Origin of the sequence: Agarivorans sp. TSD2052 (assembly GCF_023238625.1) — a bacterium.
In the GTDB taxonomy this organism is placed as follows: domain Bacteria; phylum Pseudomonadota; class Gammaproteobacteria; order Enterobacterales; family Celerinatantimonadaceae; genus Agarivorans.
The window spans coordinates 585,988-611,281 of sequence record NZ_CP096670.1; the positions used below are offsets into that span (position 1 = coordinate 585,988).

General features: G+C 43.9%; 22 protein-coding genes. 13 read left to right on the forward strand and 9 right to left on the reverse strand.

The genetic code is table 11. The features are described 5' to 3' along the window. Positions 1–15 precede the first annotated feature (15 nt). The 8 genes from M0C34_RS02730 (at position 16) to M0C34_RS02765 (ending at position 9,600) form a co-directional block, all read left to right on the forward strand. Positions 16–657, forward strand: coding sequence for an XrtA/PEP-CTERM system exopolysaccharide export protein (locus M0C34_RS02730; protein ID WP_248714125.1), 642 nt, complete (start codon positions 16–18; stop codon positions 655–657). 17 nt (positions 658–674) lie between these two features. Continuing rightward, a complete protein-coding gene (locus M0C34_RS02735) occupies positions 675–2,237 on the forward strand; it encodes an XrtA system polysaccharide chain length determinant (RefSeq protein WP_248714126.1) in 1,563 nt (520 codons plus the stop codon). Continuing rightward, positions 2,234–3,121 (forward strand): XrtA-associated tyrosine autokinase, encoded by an 888-nt coding sequence (locus M0C34_RS02740; RefSeq protein ID WP_248714127.1) that lies wholly within the window; start codon positions 2,234–2,236, stop codon positions 3,119–3,121. Before M0C34_RS02735 ends, M0C34_RS02740 begins: the two co-directional genes overlap by 4 nt. Beyond that, positions 3,093–4,562, forward strand: coding sequence for a TIGR03016 family PEP-CTERM system-associated outer membrane protein (locus tag M0C34_RS02745; protein WP_248714128.1), 1,470 nt, complete (start codon positions 3,093–3,095; stop codon positions 4,560–4,562). The genes M0C34_RS02740 and M0C34_RS02745 overlap by 29 nt, the downstream gene beginning before the upstream one ends. A gap of 2 nt (positions 4,563–4,564) precedes the next feature. Then, entirely contained in the window at positions 4,565–5,626 is a 1,062-nt protein-coding gene (locus M0C34_RS02750; RefSeq protein WP_248714129.1) for an XrtA/PEP-CTERM system-associated ATPase, read from the forward strand. Between the two features lie 45 nt (positions 5,627–5,671). Beyond that, positions 5,672–7,711, forward strand: coding sequence for an XrtA/PEP-CTERM system histidine kinase PrsK (gene prsK / locus M0C34_RS02755; RefSeq protein WP_248714130.1), 2,040 nt, complete (start codon positions 5,672–5,674; stop codon positions 7,709–7,711). A gap of 19 nt (positions 7,712–7,730) precedes the next feature. Next, positions 7,731–9,077 (forward strand): PEP-CTERM-box response regulator transcription factor, encoded by a 1,347-nt coding sequence (prsR, locus tag M0C34_RS02760; RefSeq protein ID WP_248715583.1) that lies wholly within the window; start codon positions 7,731–7,733, stop codon positions 9,075–9,077. Between the two features lie 76 nt (positions 9,078–9,153). Continuing rightward, positions 9,154–9,600, forward strand: a complete 447-nt coding sequence (locus M0C34_RS02765; protein WP_248714131.1) for an acyl-CoA thioesterase — start codon at positions 9,154–9,156, stop codon at positions 9,598–9,600. Positions 9,601–9,633: 33 nt separating this feature from the next. Here the strand turns inward: M0C34_RS02765 and M0C34_RS02770 are convergent, their stop codons facing one another. The 5 genes from M0C34_RS02770 to M0C34_RS02790 all read right to left on the reverse strand — a co-directional run bounded on the left by M0C34_RS02770 (position 9,634) and on the right by M0C34_RS02790 (position 15,953). Continuing rightward, complete coding sequence (locus M0C34_RS02770) at positions 9,634–11,031, reverse strand: TRAP transporter large permease (protein WP_248714132.1); 1,398 nt, start codon at positions 11,029–11,031, stop codon at positions 9,634–9,636. A 24-nt stretch (positions 11,032–11,055) separates the two neighbouring features. Then, positions 11,056–11,592, reverse strand: a complete 537-nt coding sequence (locus M0C34_RS02775) for a TRAP transporter small permease (RefSeq protein WP_248714133.1) — start codon at positions 11,590–11,592, stop codon at positions 11,056–11,058. 76 nt (positions 11,593–11,668) lie between these two features. Further along, entirely contained in the window at positions 11,669–12,649 is a 981-nt protein-coding gene (locus M0C34_RS02780; protein WP_248714134.1) for a TRAP transporter substrate-binding protein, read from the reverse strand. A 209-nt stretch (positions 12,650–12,858) separates the two neighbouring features. Further along, positions 12,859–14,199 (reverse strand): sigma-54-dependent transcriptional regulator, encoded by a 1,341-nt coding sequence (locus tag M0C34_RS02785; RefSeq protein ID WP_305883149.1) that lies wholly within the window; start codon positions 14,197–14,199, stop codon positions 12,859–12,861. Beyond that, positions 14,199–15,953, reverse strand: a complete 1,755-nt coding sequence (locus tag M0C34_RS02790) for a sensor histidine kinase (protein ID WP_248714135.1) — start codon at positions 15,951–15,953, stop codon at positions 14,199–14,201. The genes M0C34_RS02785 and M0C34_RS02790 overlap by 1 nt, the downstream gene beginning before the upstream one ends. A 285-nt stretch (positions 15,954–16,238) precedes the next feature. Between M0C34_RS02790 and M0C34_RS02795 the strand changes: the two genes are divergently transcribed. Genes M0C34_RS02795 through M0C34_RS02805 form a run of 3 tightly spaced genes read left to right on the forward strand, consistent with a single transcriptional unit; the run spans position 16,239 to position 20,477 of the window. Next, complete coding sequence (locus M0C34_RS02795) at positions 16,239–18,029, forward strand: assimilatory sulfite reductase (NADPH) flavoprotein subunit (RefSeq protein ID WP_248714136.1); 1,791 nt, start codon at positions 16,239–16,241, stop codon at positions 18,027–18,029. Further along, positions 18,029–19,732, forward strand: a complete 1,704-nt coding sequence (gene cysI / locus M0C34_RS02800; RefSeq protein WP_248714137.1) for an assimilatory sulfite reductase (NADPH) hemoprotein subunit — start codon at positions 18,029–18,031, stop codon at positions 19,730–19,732. The genes M0C34_RS02795 and cysI overlap by 1 nt, the downstream gene beginning before the upstream one ends. After that, on the forward strand, positions 19,725–20,477 hold the full coding sequence (locus M0C34_RS02805; RefSeq protein WP_248714138.1) for a phosphoadenylyl-sulfate reductase: 753 nt from the start codon (positions 19,725–19,727) through the stop codon (positions 20,475–20,477). Before cysI ends, M0C34_RS02805 begins: the two co-directional genes overlap by 8 nt. Positions 20,478–20,558: 81 nt before the next feature. Here the strand turns inward: M0C34_RS02805 and M0C34_RS02810 are convergent, their stop codons facing one another. The 4 genes from M0C34_RS02810 to M0C34_RS02825 form a co-directional block, all read right to left on the reverse strand. Next, positions 20,559–21,377, reverse strand: a complete 819-nt coding sequence (locus tag M0C34_RS02810) for a TIGR03899 family protein (RefSeq protein ID WP_248714139.1) — start codon at positions 21,375–21,377, stop codon at positions 20,559–20,561. A gap of 241 nt (positions 21,378–21,618) precedes the next feature. Beyond that, positions 21,619–22,161 (reverse strand): YtfJ family protein, encoded by a 543-nt coding sequence (locus M0C34_RS02815; RefSeq protein ID WP_248714140.1) that lies wholly within the window; start codon positions 22,159–22,161, stop codon positions 21,619–21,621. A gap of 75 nt (positions 22,162–22,236) precedes the next feature. After that, positions 22,237–23,157 (reverse strand): hypothetical protein, encoded by a 921-nt coding sequence (locus tag M0C34_RS02820; protein ID WP_248714141.1) that lies wholly within the window; start codon positions 23,155–23,157, stop codon positions 22,237–22,239. Between the two features lie 80 nt (positions 23,158–23,237). After that, a complete protein-coding gene (locus M0C34_RS02825) occupies positions 23,238–23,477 on the reverse strand; it encodes a hypothetical protein (RefSeq protein ID WP_248714142.1) in 240 nt (79 codons plus the stop codon). A gap of 46 nt (positions 23,478–23,523) precedes the next feature. Here M0C34_RS02825 and M0C34_RS02830 point away from each other — a divergent pair, with 46 nt between their 5' ends. Together M0C34_RS02830 and mpl are read left to right on the forward strand one after the other, a co-directional pair. After that, positions 23,524–23,859, forward strand: coding sequence for a hypothetical protein (locus M0C34_RS02830; protein ID WP_248714143.1), 336 nt, complete (start codon positions 23,524–23,526; stop codon positions 23,857–23,859). Positions 23,860–23,927: 68 nt separating this feature from the next. Then, on the forward strand, positions 23,928–25,277 hold the full coding sequence (mpl, locus tag M0C34_RS02835; protein ID WP_248714144.1) for a UDP-N-acetylmuramate:L-alanyl-gamma-D-glutamyl-meso-diaminopimelate ligase: 1,350 nt from the start codon (positions 23,928–23,930) through the stop codon (positions 25,275–25,277). Positions 25,278–25,294: the final 17 nt, after the last annotated feature.

Sequence of the window (25,294 nt, forward strand, 5' to 3'; positions counted from 1 at the left end):
GTAATGGATAGTGCTATGAAAAAAATCAATCAAGTAGTAATAAAGTTGCTCTCTTTTGTCGCGGTTAGTTTTTACCTTACCGCGTGTTCGAACTCTTTACCAAATTTGCCTAGTGCATCGGTCAACCCTTCGTTGACCAAAAACCCTGCGGAATACAAGTATCTTATCGGTGCTGGAGATGTGCTTAATATATTTGTTTGGCGCAACCCTGAAATATCGGGAACCTTCATCGTTCGTCCCGACGGTATGGTATCAACGTCCTTGGTTGAAGACTTAGAAGTGTCTGGTAAAACTCCAACAGAGTTGGCCCGTCTTATTGAGTCAGAGCTGGCAGAATTTATTCGTGATCCTATCGTAACTGTTACTGTTGATGGCTTTATAGGGCCGTTTAGTGAGCAAGTCCGGGTCATCGGAGAAGCCTTTGAGCCCCAAGCCATAAACTACCGCGAAGACATGACCTTATTAGATGTGATGATTCAGGTAGGCGGCTTAACAGAGTACGCTGACGGCGACAATGCTCGCTTGGTTCGAGTGGTTAGTGGTGAGCAACGTTCGTATAATGTAATGGTCGGTAAGCTAATACAAGATGGTGAGATTGAAGCCAATGTAGATATCCTTCCTGGTGATATTATTATTATCCCAGAAGCTTGGTTTTAGTCGGAGTAGTCGTTTAAATGCAAGATTTAATTGAGGACTTTTTGCAATACCTGCGTGGGGTATGGCTAAAGCGCCGCTATATTTTGATCGCACTTTGGATCATCTGTCCTATTGGTTGGATAGCGGTTACTTTACTGCCTAATCAATATACCGCTGAAGCTCGAGTTTATGCCGACACTCGCTCGTTATTGCAACCTCTGCTGAAAGGTTTAGCTATTCAAACCGATCCGTCGCAGGAATTGGCCATGATGGTTAAAACTTTGCTTAGCCGCAGCAACCTAGAAAAAATTGCTCGAGCCAGCGATGCTGATGTTCGTGTTAACAATCGGGCTGAATATGACGTGTTGTTGGACAATTTGAAAGACAATATTGAGATAAACAAAACACGTCGTGAAAACCTATACACCATTACTTTTGAAGCTGATTCTCCGCAATACGTTAGAGATGTGGTCCAGGCCGCTCTGGATGTTTTTGTTGAAAATACTTTAGGAGAGAAACGCCAAGATACAGATACGGCTAATTCTTTTATTAATCAGCAGATTGAAGAGTATGAAACGCGCTTAATTGAAGCTGAAAAAAGGCTGGCCTCGTTCAAGCAAGAATATACCGCCTTTTTACCGGGCAAAGAGTCTACTTATTACAGTAATTTGGAAGGTGTAAAGAAGCAGCTTGAAGAGACTCGTCTGCAGTTGAGCGAAGCCGAAACCAAGCTAGTCTCTGCGCGTTCGCAACTAGCTAGCGAAGAAATATTGGCTTCACAACAAACGGCGAAAGTTCGTACAGAATTTGATGACCGTATTGTCGCTATGAAAACGCGTTTAGATGATTTGTTATTGCGTTACACCGAGCGCCACCCTGATGTGATTGAAGTTAAACGCCAAATTGCATCACTCCAAAAACAAAAAGACAATGCGTTAATTACGGCTAAAAGCCCGGCAGCCCTCGCTTCTGAGTCAGTGATTTATCAAGACTTAAAGATTACCGTCAGCCAGCTCGAAAACGAAGTGGCTTCGTTGAAAGTTCGCGAATCACGGCATGACGCTAAAGTAAATGATCTAGAAGAACAGTTACGCCAAGTGCCAGATGTAGAGGCCAAACTAACTGGCTTAAATCGTAATTACGAAATCACCAAGTCTAAGTATGAAGATTTGCTATCGCGTAGAGAAAGCGCCTTAATTTCTCAAAGTGCCGGTAAAACTACCGATGATATTAAATTTAGAGTCATTGATGCTCCGCGTGTACCTTTAGAGCCTTCAGGCCCCAAAAGACCATTGTTGATTGCCGCAGTGTTAATCTTTGCTCTAGCTGTTGGTGGTGGTTTGTCATTAGCTTTTAGTCAGATAAATCCTGCGGTATCGAGTGTGCAGCAGCTTTATCAGCAAACTGGCTTCCCTGTATTGGGCGTAGTGTCAGCCACTGAAAGCTCAGGGCTAATCGGCATTGAGAAGAGAAAAATGCGATTGTTTGTCTTATCAAATACCATTTTATTATGCGGTTTTGTCGGATTTATGGTGATTAATGCACTGCCCGGCTTACACAATAAAATTATAACCGGATTAGCTGGGGTAGGCTTGCTATGAGTACGATAGAAAAAGCGATGGGCAAGCTAGCAAAGCAAGCTCAAGCCAACCAAGAGTCAAGTGAAAACCGTATTGAGCAGCCATCCGCGCCATTAGATGCTACTCAAAGCGAAGCCAGAAATGATAAACCGGTTTTACAAATTGATTCAGCAGTATTGAAGCGTTTAGGTATGCTTTCTGACATTCGAACTAGAGAGACAAGAATGTTAAGTGATGAGTACCGAGGCATTAAACGTAAACTGTTAAAAAATGCTTTTGAGACAGGCTTAATTCCTCAAAACAAAAGTAATCTAATAATGGTGACCAGTGCTAACCCTGGGGAGGGGAAAACGTTCACCTCAATCAACTTGGCGTTAAGCCTAGCTTTAGAGAAAGACAAGACGGTTTTGTTGATAGACTCCGATGTGCTGAAGCCCACTGTCAGTAAAACTTTAGGCATTGGCCAGCATATGGGCTTAATGGAATACCTATTAGGTCAAACCGACGATATCGCGGATGTGATCTATCACACCAACATCCCCAATCTAAGGATTATGCCAGCTGGTATGCCTCATCATTTAAGTAATGAGTTGTTGGCCAGTGATAAAATGCGTTCGCTTACTGAAGAATTGAATAGTCGTTATTCTGACCGGGTTGTGTTATTTGATAGCCCGCCAGTTTTAGGGGTTAATGAAACGGTGGTGTTGTCCAATTTCATTGGCCAAGCAGTGGTTGTCGTTGAGCAAGACAGTACCAAAATGGCAGCGATTAAATCAGCTGTATCGCAATTTAGTGAAGATCTAGCGATCGGTTACGTATTAAATAAAGCAGTGCACGGTAAAACAGGGACTTACGGTTATGGCTACGGATATGGCTATGGATATGAGGAAGAACGCAGCGCCTAGTGTTGTTCTTGCGCTTGCTATCGCTATGGGCTTGTCTGCATCGGTGTATGCAGCTGATGTGCAATTCCGCCCTGAAATAGGTGCAGAGTTGGTTTATACCGACAACGCAGGCTTAACTGAAGAATCACCAGAGTCGGGTGAAATTGGCATATTGTCCGCAGGGGTTGTTTCCGAAATTACCGGTAAAGACGGTCAAGTTTCGTTAGATTACCGAGCGAGGCAAACTTACCATTCTTACGATGCCAACAAAAATAAACTCTATCATGAACTCGACTTTACCGCCGATAAAAAACTTGGCGGTAGTGGCTTTAGTATAGACGCTGTAGCAGCAGTAGATATATTACCTGCTGAATTTAGTAGCAACGCCATTACCGATGTAATTTCAGGCGATTTGATTCAAGGTAGCGAGATAGGTGTTGGTTTAAATTATCAGTCAAATCGCCGAAAGTGGATCGATTTAAATGCTCGAGCAGCTGCTAGCTTGTATCGTTATGAAGACGACCGAGGTAATAATAATGATTTCGATGGGTCCCTCGTTTTTAAAAATGGTCAGAAAGTTAATACCGTATTTTGGTTAGTTGACTCCGATTATATCAGGCGCGAAGCGCGCGGAAATTCTCAAGAAACAGAGAATATTAAATACAAAGGCGAGTTTGGTTTACAACAACGCTCTGGTTTCAGTCCGTTTATTCGTTATTACGCTGAAAGCTACTTGCAAGGGGTCAGCTCTTCTTCAAAAGTCGGCGAGTCAGAAAGCTGGGGCCCGGCTATTCGTTACTTTCGCTCTCGCTTGAGTTACCTAGAGTTGAGTTATAATTTCTCGTTAGATAAAGACAAAAATGACGACTACTTAGGCGCTGCAGTAAACCTTGAGCCCAATCGTCGCACTAAATTGTTCTTTGAGTACAGCAAGCGATTTTATGGTGACGCTTACGAGTTTACATTTACTCATCAAAAACGCCGCATTAATACCGATATAAGTTATATTGAAGAGCCTACCAGCTTTGACCGTCGATTTTTTGTAGAGGGCGACACTGTTGAAGAACAAAAGCTGGATAAAACACTTCGCTGGACAACCGCGCTAGATTTACGTCGCTCAGGTATCGATTTCGAACTTCGTCATCAGACTAGAGCGAGCTTAAGAGATGAAACTGATTTTGTAAAAGATATCACTTACGGTGGTGGCATTGGTATCGACCACAAGCTCAGTCGCAAGTTGGTTATAGCTTTTGCTTTTGATTATGATCATTATACATTCGACCGTCTTACTGGCACCGATCAAGTCGATAAATATAGCCGTTATGACTTATCTTTAGAACAAGATCTTATCGAAGGTTTTTTCTTAACCTATCGTTATCAATTTACCCATCGTAGCTCGAATTTCGTTGATCGAAGCTATGACGAAAACCGAGTTTCTATCAACGCGACTAAGCAGTTTTAAACATGTATGAATCTTTCTTTGGGCTAAGTGACAAGCCATTTAAACTTAGCCCCGATCCAAAATTTTTCTTTGCTAGCCCCCATCATGATAGAGCCGTTTCTTATCTGCGTTATGGTCTCTCTCAGGGCGAGGGCTTTATTGTGATTACTGGCCCAATTGGTACAGGTAAAACCACTATTGCACGTAGTTTGCTTGCTTCTATCGATGAGTCGATTGTCGCGGCCCAAATTGCAACCACACGATTAAGTCCCGATGAGTTAGTTCGATTAGTAGCGGCTCAATTTAATATCGATGTAGAGGGTTTAAATAAGGCTGAAATTTTAAAGCGTTTTGAGCAATATTTATTAACTCTGCATAAGCAAGGGAAACGCGCCTTGTTGGTGGTTGATGAGGCCCAGAACTTACCGGCAGAAACGGTGGAAGAATTGCGAATGTTGTCGAATTTTCAACTAGACGACAAGCCTCTCTTCCAAAGTTTTTTGTTAGGGCAGGAAGAGTTAAAGCCGATTATTGAACTGCCTGAGATGGAGCAGTTTAGGCAGCGAATAATTGCTTCATGCCACCTACAACCTTTTGATGCGGAGCAAACCCAAGGGTACATTTTACACCGATTAAACAAAGTTGGCTGGCAGCAAAACCCGAAGTTAGACGAAGATATTTTCCAGCAAATCGCCGACTTTACCAAGGGTGTCCCGCGTAAAATCAATATTTTTGCTGACCGTTTGTTTTTATACGCTTTTCTTGAAGACCTACATCGCATTGAGAAAAAGGATGTCGCTGCTGTTATTGAAGAAATGGGAGGGGAACTTTCAGGGTCGTTACAAGCTACCCCAGTTCAACAGCATGGTGGTGACATAGAGGCGCTTCTTGGTCGTAGCTATGACGAGAGCCCTTCAGAGCATCACTCCATTAACTTAAGCGATGACAAAATAAAGGCCAATTTACTCGATGTGTCTAGTTACCTAGAGGAAGTGGTGTTGAGAAAAATCAAGATTATTCGTTATCTAGATAAAATGATTGAAAAGAAGCGTAAAGACATTGTCGAGTTAGGCGAAAATAGTTAGTTATCGAGCTAAGAAGCTATACGCTCTGCATATGGATGATCTAGATTGAGTATTATTGTTGGTTTATTGGGATACAGTTTAGCTGCACTTTGTTATTTGGTGTTTAGTTTACTTTTACTGACAACTAAGCAAAGTGGTTTTCAACGTTTAGCCTTGAGTTTAGCGGTATTTTTTACTGTGCTCTGGGCTGGGCTAGCCGCCGCTCAGATGCGGTTTTCGTTACCCCTCGGTTACCTCTATTTTTTTGAGACTTTACGCAATGGATTGTGGTTCTTACTGCTTTATTCCACCATTGCTCCTCGATTTTCTCTTGGCAATGTTTTTACTGGATCAGCGCACCGCAAAGGGATCCTAATTGCCCTGATTTTTGTCGCGCTTTGTCAGTTGTTAAGCGCTAGCTTTAAACTGGGGTTAAACCAATTGTGGTTAATCACACAGTTGTCACAAGCGGTTATTGGCTTGTGGTTAATTGAGCAGTTATATCGACGGATTGACGTTAGCGCTAGGGCCACTATAAAACCCATGTGTTTGGGTCTAGGGGGAATGTTTGCCTTTGACTTTGCGCTCTATGCGAACGCGCTGATAACCTCTGGTATCTCTTTTGATTTTTGGAGCTTACGGGGTCCTGTCGCTATTTTGGCCGCGCCATTAGTATTGTTAAGCGCTAGACGTGTGAAGCGTTGGTCGACCAAAATTTACATTTCACGGGATGTAATTTATCACAGCACTTTGTTGGTGGTTGCTGGAGGCTATTTATTGGTAATGGCCCTAGTGGGTTACTATATTCGTTATGCAGGTGGTGATTGGGGCAACATTGCACAGAATGGTTTTTTTGCCTTAAGTGTTTTGATATTGGTGAGTTTGTTTCTGTCGGAACGTTTACGAAAGAAATTGAAAGTCCAAATCACTAAACACTTTTTTGCCAATAAGTATGAGTACCGAGAAGAATGGATGAAGTTTGCAGCGGTTCTCGAAGAAGATGGTATTTCACCATATGCTATTGCCTTAAAGGCGATCAACCAGCCATTTGACTGTCGTTATGCCAGCTTAGCGATTGTTGAAAATGGCCGCTTTACCGTTAAGGCTAGTTATAACCTACGCGATGATGACCCGCAGGCCATTTTGTGTTTGGAGTGCCTGGCTGCTCACGCCATTGAGCACCAATGGATCGTGGATATTGAAGAGCTGAAAAAGGATTTATCGGTCGTTCCTTTTAAAGTGTCACTCGACGATTTATCCAGAATAGAGAAATTTAGTTATGTTATTCCTGCTAGCACCAGTGCCGGTTTTAAAGGGGTTATTTTGCTGTCCGCACCGACGGCTATCCATAGTGTAAACTGGGAAGACAGGGATTTGATGCGGGCAATTAGTCGCCAATTAGCGGTTTTTTTGAACTTACACCGTTCAAACTTGGCCTTAGCAGAGAGCCAGCAATTCGATACGTTTAATCGAATGTCAGCTTATCTGGTACACGACTTAAAGAATGTACTGGCACAACTGCAGTTAATGTCAAAAAATGCAGTTAAACACAAACATAATCCAGAGTTTATTGACGATGCGTTTGAAACCGTTGACTCTGCGGCCGCTCGATTAACCAAAGTGGTGGCGCATTTAAGCAAGAAACAACGTATTGATACAGTTGTTGCGCCGTTCGGCCTAAAAAGCGCGCTGCAACAGGTGGTGGTGTCGCGATCCTTGAATGTACCTATACCTAAGCTAATATATTCTGCGGAGCCAGATTTCGAGTTAGTGGGCGACCAAGAAAGATTTGTGAACGTGTTGTCGCATTTAGTGCAAAATGCCCAAGATGCCAGCGACAATGAGGGAGAGATTATTGTTCGCGCCTATTGCCAATCACAAGAGTGCATCGTGGAGGTTGAAGATCATGGTGAAGGCATGAGTGTCGAGTTTATCGATACGCGATTGTTTAAGCCGTTTGATACTACCAAAGGGAATGCAGGGATGGGTGTTGGAGCATACGATGCCAAGCGCTTCGTAGAAGAACTCGGCGGGCACATTCAAGTAACAAGTAGTTTGGGTGAAGGCAGCTTATTCAAGCTTTACCTACCTATTCATAAGATTTAGCTAAATGGATGATATAACGATGGAAACCTTACTGGTTGTTGAAGACGATCCGGGTATTCAAAAACAGTTGAAATGGAGTTTTAGCGACTATCAGGTAGTGGTAGCGGGTGATCGTAATCAGGCGATTACTGCGCTAAGGCGTTATGAACCCAAAGTCGTTACCCTTGATTTAGGTTTGCCCCCCGATGAAGCAAATGCTAGCGAAGGTTTGGCGACCTTAAAAGAAATGCTAGACCTCAACCCCAAGTTGAAAGTGATTGTTATAACCGGCAATGAAGACAAAGAGAATGCACTGATGGCGATTGCTATGGGGGCGCATGATTTTTATCAAAAGCCGATCGATGATGATACCTTGTCGGTGATTATTGCTCGCGCTTTCTGGGTCGCCAATATCGAGTTAGAAAATGATGCCCTAAAGGGGGCGTCATTAGATAATAACGGCTTTTTGGGGAACTCTCCGCAGGTACAAAAAGTGTGCCGTATGGTTGAGCGTATAGCCCCGACAGAAGTGACAACGTTATTACTTGGGGAAAGTGGAACCGGTAAAGAGGTTCTCGCTAGGGCCATTCACCAGCAAAGTCCACGTAAAGATAATCCCTTCATTGCCATTAACTGTGCCTCGATACCTGAAAACTTGCTTGAAAGTGAGTTGTTTGGCTTTGAAAAAGGGGCATTTACCGGCGCGCATAAAACAACTGAAGGTAAGATAGAGTGTGCCAACGGCGGCACTCTATTTCTTGATGAAATAGGCGATATGCCTTATTCGCTGCAAGCTAAAATATTGCGTTTTTTACAAGAAAAAATTGTTGAGCGAGTAGGCGGTAGAAAAGAGATCCCTGTTGATGTGAAAATTGTTTGCGCTACTCACCAAAATTTACAAGATATGGTGCAACAGAAAGAATTCCGAGAAGACTTATTTTATCGCATTAGCGAGATAACGATAAATATCCCTCCTTTGCGAGACCGCGGTGAAGACGTTATTTTGTTGGCTAGAGCGTTCTTACAAAGCTACAACAAGCAAATGCAAAGAAATATAAATGGCTTCAGTGATGACGCTATTACCGCTCTCACTAGTCACCGCTGGCCAGGCAATATTAGAGAATTGCAAAACAAGGTGAAATCAGCAGTGATTATGGCTGATAGTAAACAGATATCTGCTGAAGACCTCTCCTTACCGTTGGGGGACGAAGAACAAATAAAACTGGCCTTGAACTTACGGCATGTGCGTGAGGCCGCAGAAAAACAAGCCATTAATAAAGCAATGGCTTTAAGTAATGGTAATGTGTCTAATACCGCGGGTTTATTGGGAGTGACTAGACCAACTCTGTATTCATTGTTAGAGAAATATGGATTGAAAACCGATTAAACCGCAGTTCTCAGCGTTATAACATTAGATCTATTGGGCTGCTATAGGTAGCCCCACAAATCCAATTAGGCGAATTATGGATAACTCTCAAACTGAAATGAATATTTTGGTTACCCCGGAAATGGCAAATTTTTCGGGGAAAATGCACGGCGGCGCCATGCTTAAGAAGCTCGATGAAGTGGCCTACACGACAGCGATACAATACTGTGGTAATTATGCGGTGACTTTATCCGTCGATCAGGTGCTGTTTAAAAACCCAGTCGAAATTGGAGAGTTTGTTACATTTTTGGCATCGGTTAACTATACCGGTCGCACTTCAATGGAAATCGGTATTAAGGTGATCGCTAAAAACCTTAAAGAACAAACCGTGCGTCATACTCACTCTTGCTTTTTCACCATGGTTGCTGTTGACGAACAAGGAAACTCTGCAAAGGTTCCTCCGCTTAAACCCGCGACTGAAGTAGCAAAACGTCGTTTTGACGATGCCTTACGACGTCGCCAAAGAAGAATGGAAAAGTTATAAAATAAGGCCTGCTCTGCAGGCCTTATTAGCTTATTAGTAGCCGTTGAGGCGGTCGAAATATTCAGGTAAGAACAGAGAAATTTGTGGGATATACGTAATCAGTATTAGGAAGAACAATAGTAGACTTAGCCAAGGTAAGCACGCCTTAATGACCCAACCCATACTTTTTCCGGTAATCCCTGCGGTAACGAATAAATTTAGGCCTACCGGTGGGGTAAGCATCCCTATCTCCATGTTCACTACCATGATGATCCCTAAATGGATTGGGTCAATTCCTAATTGGGTTGCGATTGGAAATAAGATCGGAGCCATGATTAGCAAGATGGCAGAAGGCTCCATGAAGTTACCCGCAATTAGCAGCAAAATATTTACCACGATTAAAAAAGCCCAAGGCTGCAGTCCATACGCCACGATAGATTCTGCAATCATATGCGGGATCCGCTCAGTGGTGAGTACATGAGCAAACAACATAGCGTTGGCAATAATGAACAACAGCATAATGCTGACTTTTGCTGCGTCTTTTAATACATGGCGAACCTCTTCGTTGGTGACTGACTTTATGATGCTGATTGGAAACAAGGCCAAGTTACGGGCGGCGGCGGCCCCGTTACTTTCTCCGGGGTTTTTCCAAGCTTGGTCCTTAATCGGTCCTATATCTCGATAGCCATATACCGATACCAGAAAGGCATAGACCGCAGCCACAGAAGCCGCTTCAGTCGGGCTAGCGATACCGCCATAGATAGAACCCAATACAATAACAATTAGCATTAAGCCGCCGGTGGCTTTAAGGGCTGATATTCCCCACTGGCGACAACCAGGATAGGGTTGAGCAGGTAAATTTTTGATTCTTGCCACCACGTAGATAGCAATCATTAAGATACTGCCCATCATAATGCCAGGTATAAACCCCGCCATGAACATGCGTGAAGCCGATACTTCTGTAGCGGCCGCATACACCAGCATAACAATGGAGGGTGGAATTAAAATACCTAAGGTACCCGCATTGGCGATCACGCCTGCTGCCAATGACTCGGGGTAGCCCGAGCGCACCATGCCTGCAATGACAATGGAGCCAATCGCGGCTACAGTGGCTGGGCTAGAACCCGAGACAGCGGCGAATAACATACACGCTAATACAGATGCCATGGCGAGGCCTCCGCGAATATGTCCAACACTGTCCATGGCAAAGTTAATCAGCCGTTGCGCCACCCCACCTGTAGATAGAAAGGCTGACGATAGAATAAAAAATGGAATGGCTAACAAGGTGTAGTGCTCAGAGGTGGCTTCAAACAGTTTTAATGCCACTGACGCCAAAGAGTCATTAGAAAACAACAGTATAGTAGTGATACTTGCGAGCCCTAAGGCAATCGCAATGGGCATACCAATCAGCATGCATACAAATAAAAGCAGAAATAAAGTGAAGGTAGTCATGGTCAAATCCTTTGCCGCTAATGCTTATTGTTTTTTTATTTCGTCAGCTAAGAGCATGCTGTCTTTAGCTTCGTCTGCGAGATGGAAACCATCTTGTTGGTCAGTAATTACCTTCCAAGCCACTTCTAAAAATCTAATGACTAGTAAAACAAAGCCGATAAATAGAACACTCATGGTCTTCCATTTTTCAATCGGTAAGTCTTCCATTTCAATACCAATCATGTGTAGCTTGCTTAAGTACACCCAAGACCCATACATAAATAAGCCGCAGTAAAATAAACATAGTGCTAAAGCGATCAAGGTCAGTAGCTTACGTTGTGCTGGAGGGAGTATTCGCACAAAGGCATCAACACCAATATGGGCGCCTTCACGCACGCCCCAGCTTGCTCCGAGTAGCACTAACCATGCTGAACTATATAGTGTGACTTCTTGGACCCAGTGGATCCCCGTATTAAAGACAAAGCGCATAATCACTTCTACAAAAACCAGTAGGGTCATCGCGACCAGTAGAAAGGCAATGAAATTTTCTTCAAAGCGCCGAAACCAATTAACAAACTTCATGTGATGTCCTTATTCGCATTTTTTGTTTGGCTACAAAGAGAGTGCAGAGCGAGGGGTCTCTGCACAAAGCCTATGCTTATTGGTTGGCGGCAACTGCCGCGGCAATGGTGTCTTTGCCTATTTCATCTTCGAACTGTTGCCAGACGGGTTTCATTGCTTCTACCCATTGTTGACGTTGCTCAGCTGTCAAAGAGATAACTTCAGAGCGATTCGATGCCATGATATTGGCTTTATCCTTGTCTGCTTTTTCTGCCGCGATTTGATTACCGTGGGCAACGGCTTCGTTTAAAGCCAATTGCAGCTCGGCACGAATATCTTCAGGTAAGCCATACCAAAACTCAGCGGAAGTCACAATTAAGTAATCAAGTACGCCGTGATTTGATTCGGTAATGCTGGCTTGCACCTCAAAGAATTTTTTAGAATAGATGTTTGACCACGTATTTTCTTGGCCGTCGATAGCGCGAGTTTGCAGCAGCGTAAATACCTCTGAGAAGGGTTTTTTAAGTGGCACCGCATCCACAGCTTCAAATTGAGCGGCTAATACGTCTGAAGACATAATGCGGAACTTTTTGCCTTTGGCATCGGCAGGCGTATATAAAGGCTCGTTGGCCGACAGTTGCTTCATGCCGTTATGTAAATAGCCTAAGCCAATTAGGCCTTTACTCTCTAATGACGATAATAACTCTTGACCAGCACTGCTTGCTTGAAAACGTTCAACTGATGCCATGTCTTTAAACAAAAACGGTAGATCGAAGATTTGCAGTTTTTTAGTATATTTTTTGAATTTAGATAATGAAGGTGAAATAAGCTCCACATCCCCTAACAATAAAGCCTCTAATTCTTTACCGTCACCGTACAACTGAGAATTAGGGTAGACTTTCACTTCCACTTTTCCAGGTAAGCGCTGTTCAACTAAGTCTCTAAATTTAAGTGCCATCTGTCCTTTAGGCGTGTTTTCGGCGACCACATGGGAAAATTTCAGTTCAATTGGAGCGGCGTTTACTACGCTGGCTAAAGCGATACTCAATGCTGTCAGCGTGCTTGCTAATAATTTCATTTTTATCATCCTTGTGTAGGGTTGGTTGCTTACTTCGCTAGGCTTATTAGCAAGCTACGAGCCAACACTAAGATCGGATTTTAAGTGGTTGAAGAATATGAATAATATTTACTTTCATGGTGGGCTGAAATTGCCATTATCAGCAATCATGGGGGGAGTTCCCCCCACCGCTTAGGCACGAATGGGGGGAACTCCACCCCTTAGCGTTGTTAATGGTTTTTATAGTCACCTTTATCGAGTTGGTATTTTTTCATTTTCTCATAAAGGGTTTTACGGCCAATGTGCAGTTCTTCTTGGACCGCTTTTAGGTGACCTTTGTGGCGATGCAGTGCGTCTTGCAATAAGGTCCGCTCAAAGCGAAAAAGTTGCTCCGCCAAGTTTAAGCTTTGCTGGTCATTTTGCGCTTCGTTAAAAGCCGCGTCTTCCCCCATTAGTACCCAACGCTCGGCCAGATTACGCAATTCTCGTACATTGCCTGGCCAGTTGTGTTGCACCAGCTCTGATAAGCGCTGCTGACTGATCTCCGGGCTATTTAGTTGGTAACGGGCGGCTGCTACCCGTAAGAAGTTTTCAAGTAATAAAGGGATGTCTTCACAGCGCTCGCGTAGTGCAGGTATATAGACCTCTACGACATTGAGGCGATAATAAAGATCGCTGCGAAACTCACCTTGCTCACCTAAATGCTTTAAATCACTTTTGGTGGCGGCAATCACCCGTAAATTGAGTGGGATTACTTGGTTGCTTCCCAGCGGTTCAACACTGCGTTCCTCTAGTACCCGCAAAAGCTTTATTTGCAAGGCCATCGGCATGCTTTCAATTTCATCTAGGAAGAGAGTACCATTATTGGCAAAGGCTATTTTGCCTACTCGCTTTTTCTGCGCGCCGGTAAAAGCACCGACTTCATGGCCAAACAACTCGCTTTCAATCATGGTTTCGGGGACAGCCCCGCAGTTAATTGCTACAAAAGGATGCTTAGCTCGTACGCTATGGTCATGTAAAAAACGCGCAACCAATTCTTTACCGGTTCCTGTTTCACCGTTAATTAAGACATCAGCGGGGGTATCTTTGATATGACTGAGAATTTTGCGGAGGCGGGCAACAGCGGGTGTTGAACCTAATATGCGAGGGCCGGGACCACTTTGCGCGTCTAACTCCGCTTTCAATTCACGGTTTTCAATGGTCAGCCGCCGTTTATCTAAGGCGCGTTGCAATACATCTAACAAGTGGCTAGTAGAGAACGGTTTCTCCAGAAAGTCATAAGCGCCATCACGTATCGCTTTAATCGCCATTGAAATGTCCCCATGACCGGTCAGTAAGATGATCGGTAAGTCGGCGTCAATTTGGTGAGCTTGCTGCATCATTTCTAAGCCACCTAAACCGGGCATATTAATGTCTGAAATGATGACTCCTGGCCAATTCACCTTGAGTTGCGCTAAGGCTTGTTCGGCATTGTCAAAGGCTAAACAGGTATAATCTTCTAACTCGAGTGTTTGGCCTAGCGATCGAAGGATGTCTGGATCATCGTCAATGATGATTACGGGTGCTTTCACTATTCCCCCTGTGGCTTAATAGAAGGCTTAAAACATTGAGGTACTTGCGCTTGTAATTTAATGACAAATTCTGGGCCAGTATCAACCAAATTGCTGACTGTGAGTTGACCGTCAAAGGATTCGACTAAACGCTTTGATATTGCCATGCCTAGTCCGAGTCCTTGTTTCTTGGTGGTGAAAAAGGGCTCAAAAATTCTTGTTAGTTGCTCTTCGCTTAACTGGGCGCCATTATCCCAAATGGCAATGCATTGCCAGTTGTTATCTTTGTATTGGCGAATCCCCAAGATGGGACTATCTACCAGCTCTAAAGCATCAATGGCGTTGTTAATTAAATTTATTAGCACTTGCTCAAGCTGAATAGCATCAGCCTTGACCCACTGTTCATCAAGCCCACTGAATTCTATTTTTATATTGTTGAGTACAATGCGGTTGGCCAAAATTGACAACGCCGCGTTAATCGATGTGGAGCTGGATACAGCACTGGTTTGCCCGGAGGATTTTCGAGAGAAAATTTTAAACTTAGCGATCATTTTGCTCATCATCGTAGTGAGCTTTACGATGTCTTGAAGGTTACTCGTGACCTGTTCATATTGCTGTTTATGCTGGAAGCGTAAGGCATTTTCAGCGTAACTTTGCATTGCTGTGAGCGGCTGATTTAGCTCGTGATTGATACCCGCAGAGAGCTCGCCTAAGGTGGCTAGTTTGGCGGCTTGAACTAATTCATCTTCGGTTTTTTTTAGTGTGTTTGCAGTACGCTGGTAGTCGTCAATGGCCTGCTGAAGTTGCTGGTTAGTGGTGGTGAGTTGGGCTGTGCGTTGCTCAACTCTAATTTCTAACTGCTGGTTTATCTCAGTTTGTAAGCGGCGTCCAGCTTGTAACTGACGCCAATATGAATAGAGCAAAATAAGCCCGAAATAAAGCAATGAGCTTAACAACAATGCTTCGCCAATTTCTCGAGTGTAACCTCTGTCTTTAGATAAGGCGTAGAGACGCCAACCAGCTGTAGGTAGAACTCTACTCGTACTGATGTAATCTGACCTTTTACCATTATAGTCGGGTAAATTGATGCTTGATTCTTGTAAGTTCTCTGCAATGTTAGGTAAAAGGTAATCGCCGTATTGACGCGAATTAATTAGTTGTTGTCGCAGTGAATCAGCCAGTGGCTTAATACTGTTATATAACCAATGAGCTTGAGAGGCATAAAACACGACCCCGTGTTTATCGGTTAACAAATATTCAAAGTTAGGATCGCGCCAGCTTTTATCGATAATGTTAAGTGCGACTTTAACCACTAAAACCCCAATAACAGCATTCTGTTTGAAGACCGGGGCTGAAAAGTAATACCCCCTCACCCCCGAGCGTGAACCTAAAGCGAAGTATTGCGCATATTTCCCCAATATCGCTGTTTGAAAATAAGGCCGGTAACTATAACTACTGCCAACAAAAGAGTGGCTGCTTTGCCAATTACTAGAGGCCAGCGTATTGCCTTCTATATCTAAGAGATAGGTGACATCACTACCTTGTAGTTGATTGACTTGCTGCAAATAAAGGTTGAGCTGGTGGCGTATATCGTTACTCGATACGTGAGTTAATCCGTCTACTAATTGTTGCTGTACCGCTAATACCTTTGGGAAGTTTCGAAATCGGTTTAACTCGTGCTGGATGCTGCGTTGTAAACGCTGACTTTCTTCTAATAGCTGGCGTTGACGCTCTAGTCCTGCCTGATAGTGCGCCACTAAAGCAGCTATCAGCATTAGCGCGAACCAAGCCAATATAATAATGAATTTTTGTCCAAGCGGAATTCTGTTTGTTAGGCGCTGTTCCATAGCTCACTAAGTAGATTGATTGGATATTTCAGCTTAAAAGAAAAATATGCTTTTTGCTGGCTACTTAGTCACATAGTGAAAATGCCGACGCTACTTTTCCTGTTTTGAGTTGCTTATATTCCCTATGGTTATAAAAAAGCCCGTTTTATTCTTTATTGTCGATACCAATGCTTGGGTAGACTAGCGTCAATTGTGATTCTAGGGTGCGATAAAATGCTGTTAAAGGAACTTTCGTCATTGGCTAGCCCATTGTCTGAGCAACAGGTTAACCTGCTGCAACAGGCTACGGCCGAGCTATCGGTAACTCAGTTAGCGTGGGTAAGTGGCTACCTTGCTGGAGTGGGGCAAAATGCAGGGCAAATAGCCCCTCTTACACAAGCACAGCCTGCGGGCAAGCTAACCATTCTGTACGCTTCCCAAACCGGTAACGCCAAAGGTGTAGCTGAAGAGTTGAAAGCGGCGGCGTTGGCTAAGGATATTCATGCTGAGTTGGTAAATGTTTCTGACTATAAAGCCAAGAGTCTTAAAAATGAGACCCACTTACTGATTGTAGCGAGTACTAACGGCGAGGGTGAGCCGCCTGATGATGCTATCGAGTTTCACGAATTTTTAGCGTCGAAAAAAGCGCCCAAACTGGATAACTTGAAATATAGCGTATTGGCGCTTGGTGATTCTAGCTATGAGTTTTTCTGCCAAACGGGTAAAGACTTTGATGAGCGTTTAGCCGCTCTTGGTGCAGAGCGAGTTTGTGAGCGAGTTGATTGTGATGTTGATTACGATAAAGACGCTGACAGCTGGACAGCAAAAGCACTTGAGCAAATACAGCAAACTTTAGCGGCAGAACCAAGTGGTTCTGTGGTTAATCTTCCTGTTCATGCTCCAACTACTAGTCAGTTCAATAAAAAGAACCCTTACGCTGCGGAGTTAAGTCTTAGCCAAAAAATAACCGGTAGAGATTCAGCTAAAGATGTTCGCCATGTTGAAATTGATTTAGGCGACTCAGGCCTACAATATCAAGCTGGTGATGCGCTGGGTGTATGGTTTGAGAATGACCAAGTGTTAGTAAAGCAAATCATTACCCGCTTAGGCTTAATAGAAGATGAGCTAGTAAGCATTGACGATCAAGAGTTTACGTTAGCAGCGGCCTTAACTGAGAAGCTAGAAATCACCCAAACCAGCGGAGCCTTTGTTGAAGCCTGGGCACGTTGGTCAGCGAGCAAAAAGTTACAAACGGTGGTGGCCGATAAAGACAAACTGCGCGACTATGCAGCTAACCATCAGGTGATTGATGTATTACTTGAAAAGAAAGCTAAAGTCGACGCTCAAGATTTTGTTGATGCTTTACGCAAACTCACACCACGTTTGTACTCTATAGCCTCTGCTCAAGCTGAAGTGGAAGAAGAAGTACATTTAACGGTAGGTGTGGTGAGTTATCAAAAAGGCGATGAGCTGCGTTTAGGGGGGGCTTCTGGTTTCTTAGGTGGGCGTGCTGAAGAAGGTGCTACGGTTAAGGTATTTGTGGAACATAATGATAACTTTCGCTTGCCAAGTGACCCAAATACGCCAGTCATAATGGTTGGCCCTGGAACAGGTATCGCGCCGTTCAGAGCTTTCTTACAACAACGTGATGCCAGCGACGCGACCGGCAAAAACTGGCTGTTGTTTGGTGACCAAACCTTTACTCAAGATTTCTTATATCAAACAGAATGGCAGGCTTATCTAAAGTCGGGTTTATTGACCAAGCTTGATGTGGCCTTTTCACGCGATCAAGCGGAAAAGATCTACGTTCAAGACCGTTTGAAAGAAAATGCAGCTGACGTTTATCAATGGCTAGAAGAAGGCGCGCATCTCTATATTTGTGGTGATGCCAACCGAATGGCTAAAGATGTTCATCAAACCCTGCTAGAAATTATTGCTGAGCAAGGGGCTAAGAGTCCAGAGCAAGCAGAAGAGTATTTGAAACAGTTACGCAGTGCTAAGCGTTACCAAAAGGATGTTTACTAATGAGTTCGGACCTAATTGTTGAAGGCAAGTTGTCGGATAATGAGCGCCTAAAGCGAGAGAGTAACTTACTGCGTGGCACCATAGAAGCTGACTTAAGTGATCGTATTACCGGTGGTTTTACAGCTGATAACTTCCAGTTAATTCGTTTCCATGGTATGTATCAGCAAGATGACCGTGATATTCGTGCCGAGCGTACTAAGCAAAAACTAGAGCCTCTACATAACGTTATGTTACGTGCCCGTATGCCTGGTGGGATTATTCAACCAAAGCAATGGCTCGCTATTGATAAATTTGCTGCAGACCACACTATGTACGGCAGCATTCGCTTAACAACTCGTCAAACTTTTCAGTTTCATGGAGTATTAAAGCCCAACATTAAGTTGATGCACCAAACGCTGAATAGTATTGGCATCGATTCTATCGCGACCGCTGGTGATGTTAATCGTAATGTACTTTGTACGAGCAATCCGGTTGAATCCGAACTGCATCAAGAGGCTTACCAATGGGCGACCAAGATTAGTGAACACCTATTGCCTAAAACTCGCGCCTATGCCGAAATTTGGTTAGATGGTGAAAAGGTTGAAGGTGGTGAAGAAGAGCCTATTTTAGGCTCGAACTACCTACCGCGTAAGTTTAAAACTACAGTGGTTATTCCGCCAAGCAATGATATTGACGTTCATGCGAACGACTTAAACTTTGTAGCGATTGCTAAAGACGGCAAATTGGTAGGCTTTAATGTTTTGGTGGGCGGTGGTCTGGCCATGACTCATGGTGATAAATCTACCTATCCACGTCGCGCTGACGATTTCGGTTTTGTGCCATTAGACAAAACCTTAGAGGTGGCAGCGGCGGTAGTCACAACCCAGCGTGACTGGGGGAACCGAGTTAACCGAAAAAATGCCAAAACCAAGTACACGCTCGATCGCGTAGGTATCGATACCTTTAAGCAAGAAGTAGAGAAACGTGCTGGGATCACCTTTGAAGCTAGCCGACCTTATGAGTTTACCTCGCGGGGTGACCGTATTGGTTGGGTTGAGGGTATCGACGGTAAACATCACCTCACCCTATTTATTGAGAATGGTCGGTTGTTGGATTACCCAGAAAAAGCGCTAAAAACGGGTGTGGCCAACATTGCTGAAATTCACAAAGGTGATTTCCGCATGACCGCTAACCAAAACTTAGTCGTGGCTGGCGTAGCGGCAAAAGACAAAGTCAAGATTGAAAAAATTGCCCGTGAGCATGGACTCATTGACGATGGGCACAGCCCACAACGCTTTAATTCAATGGCCTGTGTGGCATTTCCCACTTGTCCGTTGGCAATGGCAGAAGCAGAACGTTATTTACCAGGTTTGGTCGATGACGTAGAACAGCTACTGGCTAAGCATGATATGAGCAACGAACACATCATTTTACGGGTAACGGGTTGCCCTAACGGCTGTGGCAGGTCTATGTTGGCTGAAGCGGGATTAGTGGGTAAAGGCCCGGGTAAGTACAATCTGTATCTAGGTGGTAACCAAAGCGGAACGCGTATTCCTAAGCTCTATTTAGAGGGCATTGGTGAGCAACAAATTTTGTCAGAATTTGACGGTTTGATTGCCCGCTGGTCGAAGGAACGTGAGCAAGATGAAGCATTTGGTGACTTTGTAATTCGCGTTGGTATCGTCGCTGAAGTCAAAGTAAGCGCTAGGGATTTTCATGACTAGCTTAGATTTGGAGCAGTTACTGCTGCTCCCTGTTGAGTTAAGAAATGCCGAGTTGTCATCGATAAATAGTTCGCTTGAAGAGATGACTGCCCAGCAACGTATTATTTGGGCTTTCGATAACTTGCCTCCACAAGTGGTTCTTACCTCTAGCTTTGGTATTCAAGCGGCGGTGAGTTTGCACATGCTGACGCAGATCAAACCCGATATACCGGTGATATTAACCGACACCGGCTATTTGTTTCCGGAAACATACCGCTTTATCGATGAGCTTACTACGCGGTTAAACTTAAACTTAAAAGTTTATCAGGCGAAGCAATCCAACGCCTGGCAAGAAGCGCGTTTTGGTAAGCTTTGGGAGCAGGGAGTTGAAGGCTTAAAGCAATATAATAGCCTAAACAAGGTTGAGCCTATGCAGCGCGCGTTTAAAGATTTAGGTGTGAAAAGCTGGTTCTCGGGCTTGCGCCGTAGTCAATCGTCAACCCGTGCTGACTTATCAGTATTACAGATTCAAAACGGTGCTTTCAAAATATTACCAATTATTGATTGGACCAATAAGGATGTGCATTACTATTTGAAAGAGCATAACTTGCCTTACCACCCTCTTTGGGATCAAGGTTATGTATCGGTGGGTGATGTGCAAACTTCACAACCGCTGCAGGCTGGTATGAACGAAGAGGATACTCGCTTCTTTGGTCTGAAACGTGAGTGTGGTATTCATGAAGAAGTGGCGGGAAGTGGTATTTAATCGCTTACTGTTTCTATCAAGCGCGGCTCAGGCCGCGTTTTTTTTGGTTACAATGCAAAGGTAGAGCGATAAATCATTCTATTACCCTTCAAAGTAAGTCTGCAGTAGTCGTTCTAAACTTTCTTGGTATGCTGTTATGGGCTGTTTAGTAATAAGCTTTGCCAGCTCATCTCCGATTGGCGTAAAACGATGATAAATCAATTTACATCCTTTATACCGTGGTCGCAGCTGGTAATGGGTAGAACCGTGTACAAGCGGCGTTTCATGGTGCCCTGAGGGGCGGATCTCTAACTCTCGATCAAACAATAAGCCTAATTCAGTGAGCTGTAATATGTGATGATATGGCATTCTATGTTGGCCAAGACTCACTTTGTCGAGTTTTGCTCTTACTAAGCCAAGGCTGCTGGTGGGCCTGACAACACCAGTAATGATTTTATTATTGGCTTCTCCACCAATTATAGAGCTCAGTTCACAAGCGGATTGAAACCATTGGGCTTCTCTTTGCGTCATTAATTTTAGTGTACGTAAGGCTTTTACAGAGTAACTCCCTGGGGTCATTAACTCTTGGCTAAGAATATCAGCCCATAATATCTGCATAGATTTCACTTGGGTATTGCTCGCCAGCGTTAAGAATTCAGTCATCCAATCAGCATCAGGCTCATTGCCGACTTCTTCCTCACTGGTTTTTTGCATTGCAAAATAAATGATTTTTTCCAGATTTTTTTGCTGGGTCGCATGTTCGACAATCGCACGAGCTTGAGCCCGTTGAGACCAGGTTGAACTGGGCTTACTTTGCTGCAGTAATGCGTCTAAGCCGCGTTGCTTTGCTAATTTAGCAAGTTGCACAGAGGTGTTTTCAACTGGGCTACTTTTGTTCTCGATAATTGGTTTGTCAGACATATGATACTCCCTCGCTAGTTCTTTTTACTGAGGATTCGACGATAAAGCAAGTTTGCATTCATTGTTAAAAGTGTTAAATTTAGGTTAACAGTAAAGAAGGGAGGTAGTTGTGTTAAAAAACCTTACCGTATGGACCAAGCGACATAAGGTATTAACCTTACTGATGAGTGTGTATTTACTTAGTTTATTGGTACTAATGACGATGTTTGAATAGGCGTAACGCTAGTTACGCCTATATAATTTAAATGTTCGTTTCAATCAAGTGGATCACTTGGTTGATGTCTTGCTCGTTCAGGGCTCCATCTTTTGCAAACAATACTTGCCCATTAACATCAAGTAAAATGATCGCCGATGATTTCGGCTGTACCTTCCACAAATCAAATAACTTGCCTTTTTTGTCTAATACAAAACTAGCTTGTGGGAAGTCTTTCTTATTTTTCTTTAACTTGTTTTTAACGAAGCTAGAGGTGCCAAAAATGGCATCATCTAGGTTAACAATGGTGACGGTTTGATAAGCTGTCTCTGCAAATTTAGCCTGTTTCACTGCTTCAATCATTGGCGCATTCAGTTCTTTTGCACTGCTACGCCCAGCCATCACTTGCAGCAAGCGAACTTTACCGGTGAGTTGTTCGCTGCTCCATTTTTGATAGCTGATGTCGTCTTTATCTAACAGTAATTCACCGGTATTCTCGATGGTGATAGCGGGTAGGCTTGTTCCTGGGTTTATGTTTAATGCCATCGCCCAAGCGGGTAGTAGGCCGAGCAACAATAATAGATGTTTCACAGTAGTATCCTTTCGTATTAGCAAGACTATTCAGGTCAGACCTGTCTAATCTTTATAACAAAAAATCAACATCTACTAATAGAGGGCGTCACTAATCATTGCCACATCTGCGAGCAACATCTCTTTTATTAAGCTTGGTGAGCCTGAAACCAAGGTGTGGGCTTGCTGATCAATCATTATCGTAGGCCCTTCAATACCACTTCTCGAGTCAATGGTAAGCCAAGCTGGAGATGCACTGCCTACGCTGCTGGCAGGGTACACCATATAGATAGGGTAATTGGGTGCCAACTCGCTCAACACCACCGCTAGCAGCAGTGCTCGTTCATCGCTATCGGCAAGGTTATCTTTAAGTACACTGATCGGCGGTGAAAAACTAAAGGTATTTTCTTGTTTAATGGGAATGGTGACCAACCATGCCTGCGCTTCTGCTAAAGAACGGTTAAGGTCGGTTTGTTTACTAAACGATTCTACCACGGGAAGTATTCTGGTTCGGTTTTGGTAGAACAATTGCGAGTAGTTAGGCCGTACACACGGGTACTCAGCACCTTGTGGGTGGGCACATGGAAGTAAGCCTAAATGACGAAATGCGTCTTGAGTATATTGCTTATATGCGTCCCAAAGCATTCTGGATGAGGGGCTATCATCGCCATTTTTCAGAGCACTTAGCATGTCATCAATACGCGTATCAGGGTCGGCCACATATTGATTAATCATGGTTATGGCGTGCTCAAGCCTAGGGCTCAAATAAGCACTAATAGCCTGAGAAGGGTAGGTCAGGCTGTAGTTTATTTTAAAGGTTTCGGTTTCTGATTCAGCCAGTAGTTTTTCTGAAAACTGCACATTTAGCTGCTGATAGTTGCCTTGAGTATCAGGCCAATGCCACTCGCCAGAGAAGGACGGCTCTTCAAGGTTGCTGGTATTAGATATTGCTAAGGCATGAGTCGTCGCAAAAACAATACTCAAGCAATAAAGCCAAATAGCTATTAAACGATACATAAACGCCTCTCAAAACTTTTAGCGTGTACTTAAGTAAATAGCAGTATTTGGCGAAATTACTAAATTTTGTTAATTAATTGTTACTCTGGGCATGTGCCAAGCTGGTAGCTTTTTACCTCTGGATCACCACAAGCTGAACAAGCATTCCCATATTCTTTGAGTTCACCAGATGTTTCAGCGCAAACGGGGTCGTATTGCATGGTACACATTGCTGGGCGAGGTTCTTCACAGATGCCATCTGCACCTAAAGTTACGGCTGGTTCTTGGCTGCAAGCCATTATAAGAAATGTAAAAAACAAAATAACAAGGTGCTTAATCATCAGCTATCACCTAAAGTTTAAGGGGGTTCTCATTGTAGATGATAAAATGATGGCTAGTCGACTAGTTTACGGTTTGGTTTTGTGGGTGGCTATCGTCAGCCACGTTGATGCTGGGCCAGTTATTGTACAAAAAAGCTCTGACCCAAATAAGGTAGACATTTTTGAGCTAAAAAAAGAATTGTTGCAACAAATACAGTGGCAAGAGCAATTGCGGGCAGACGCCCATTTGCAATGGATCCGGCAATTACCAGTAGGGTGTATTGTCGCTAGAAATGGCGATTATCAATGTGGTTTAAATTGGTATCGCCCCTATCGTTACCAACAGCAGCAGTTGTATATTGAGCTCTCTGAGCCAAAAACAAGTCCTCGAATTGAGCAATAGCCGCTAATTTTTACCGTATTAAGTGCTATCCTAAGCGCTGATTTTTAGTCTCGAAAAATTAGTATTTTATGCATATTCATATTTTAGGTATTTGTGGCACCTTTATGGGTGGTTTAGCCATGCTGGCTAGAGAGTCTGGCATGCGAGTTACTGGTAGTGATCTCAATGTTTACCCTCCAATGAGCACTCAACTTGAGTCGCTGGGTATCGAGCTGATCCAAGGCTACGATCCGTCCCAGTTAAACCCCGCGCCCGACTTAGTGGTGGTGGGTAATGCAATGAGTAGAGGCAACCCTTGTGTTGAGTATGTTCTTGATAAAGGACTTAAGTATTGTTCGGGACCTGAGTGGTTGAAGCAATTTATTTTGCCGCAGCGCTGGGTATTGGCTGTCGCAGGCACTCACGGTAAAACCACCACCGCCAGTATGTTAGCTTGGATATTAGAAGATAACGGAATGTCTCCTGGTTACCTAATAGGAGGGGTGCCGCGTAACTTTTCTGGTTCGGCCCGCTTAGGTGAAACGCCGTTTTTCGTTGTGGAAGCCGATGAATACGACAGTGCCTTTTTTGATAAACGTTCTAAGTTTGTTCATTATCAACCAAGAACCTTGGTGCTAAATAACTTAGAGTTCGATCATGCAGACATTTTCGACGATCTTGCTGCGATTCAGAAGCAGTTTCACCACTTACTGCGCATTGTTCCCTCTTCAGGAAGAGTGATTGCGCCCAAAGGTAGCTCGGCTATTCAGCAGGTCTTGACGCAAGGTTGTTGGTCAGATTTGGAGCAAACTGGCGCTGGAGAGGCGTGGCAATGGCATGCCTTGAAGAGCGATTGCAGTGAGCTAAATGTTACGTTAAATGGAGAGGAACAAGGGCAACTAAGCTGGGGGTTAATCGGTCAGCATAATGCTGAAAATGCATTAATGGCGATAGCTGCGGCTCGACACGTTGGCGTATTGCCACATTTAGCTATAGAGAGCTTGCAAAAATTTCTTCCGCCTAAGCGTCGTTTAGAATTATTAGCTGAGGTTAATGGTGTGCGGCTATTTGATGATTTTGCTCACCATCCAAGCGCTATTAGTAGTACTTTAGCTGGCCTTCGGGCACAAGTCGGCCAACAACGTATTATCGCCATACTCGAAGCGCGTTCTAACACCATGAAAATGGGCGTTCACCAAGACAGATTAGCAGAGAGTTTACAAGCAGCTGACAGGGTGTTTTTGTTTCAACCCGATGAAAAAAATCAATATATAGCTGATGTTGCCGCTGAACTTAAACAAGCCAAAGTCTGTCAAACGGTAGAGCAAATTGTTGCAGAAGTGCAGCAAATGCTTGAGTTTGGAGATCAAATACTCGTGATGAGTAATGGTGGCTTTGAGGGGATCCACGCTAAGCTTGGCGCCGTGCTGAAACAATAAAAAAGGGCCGTGAGGCC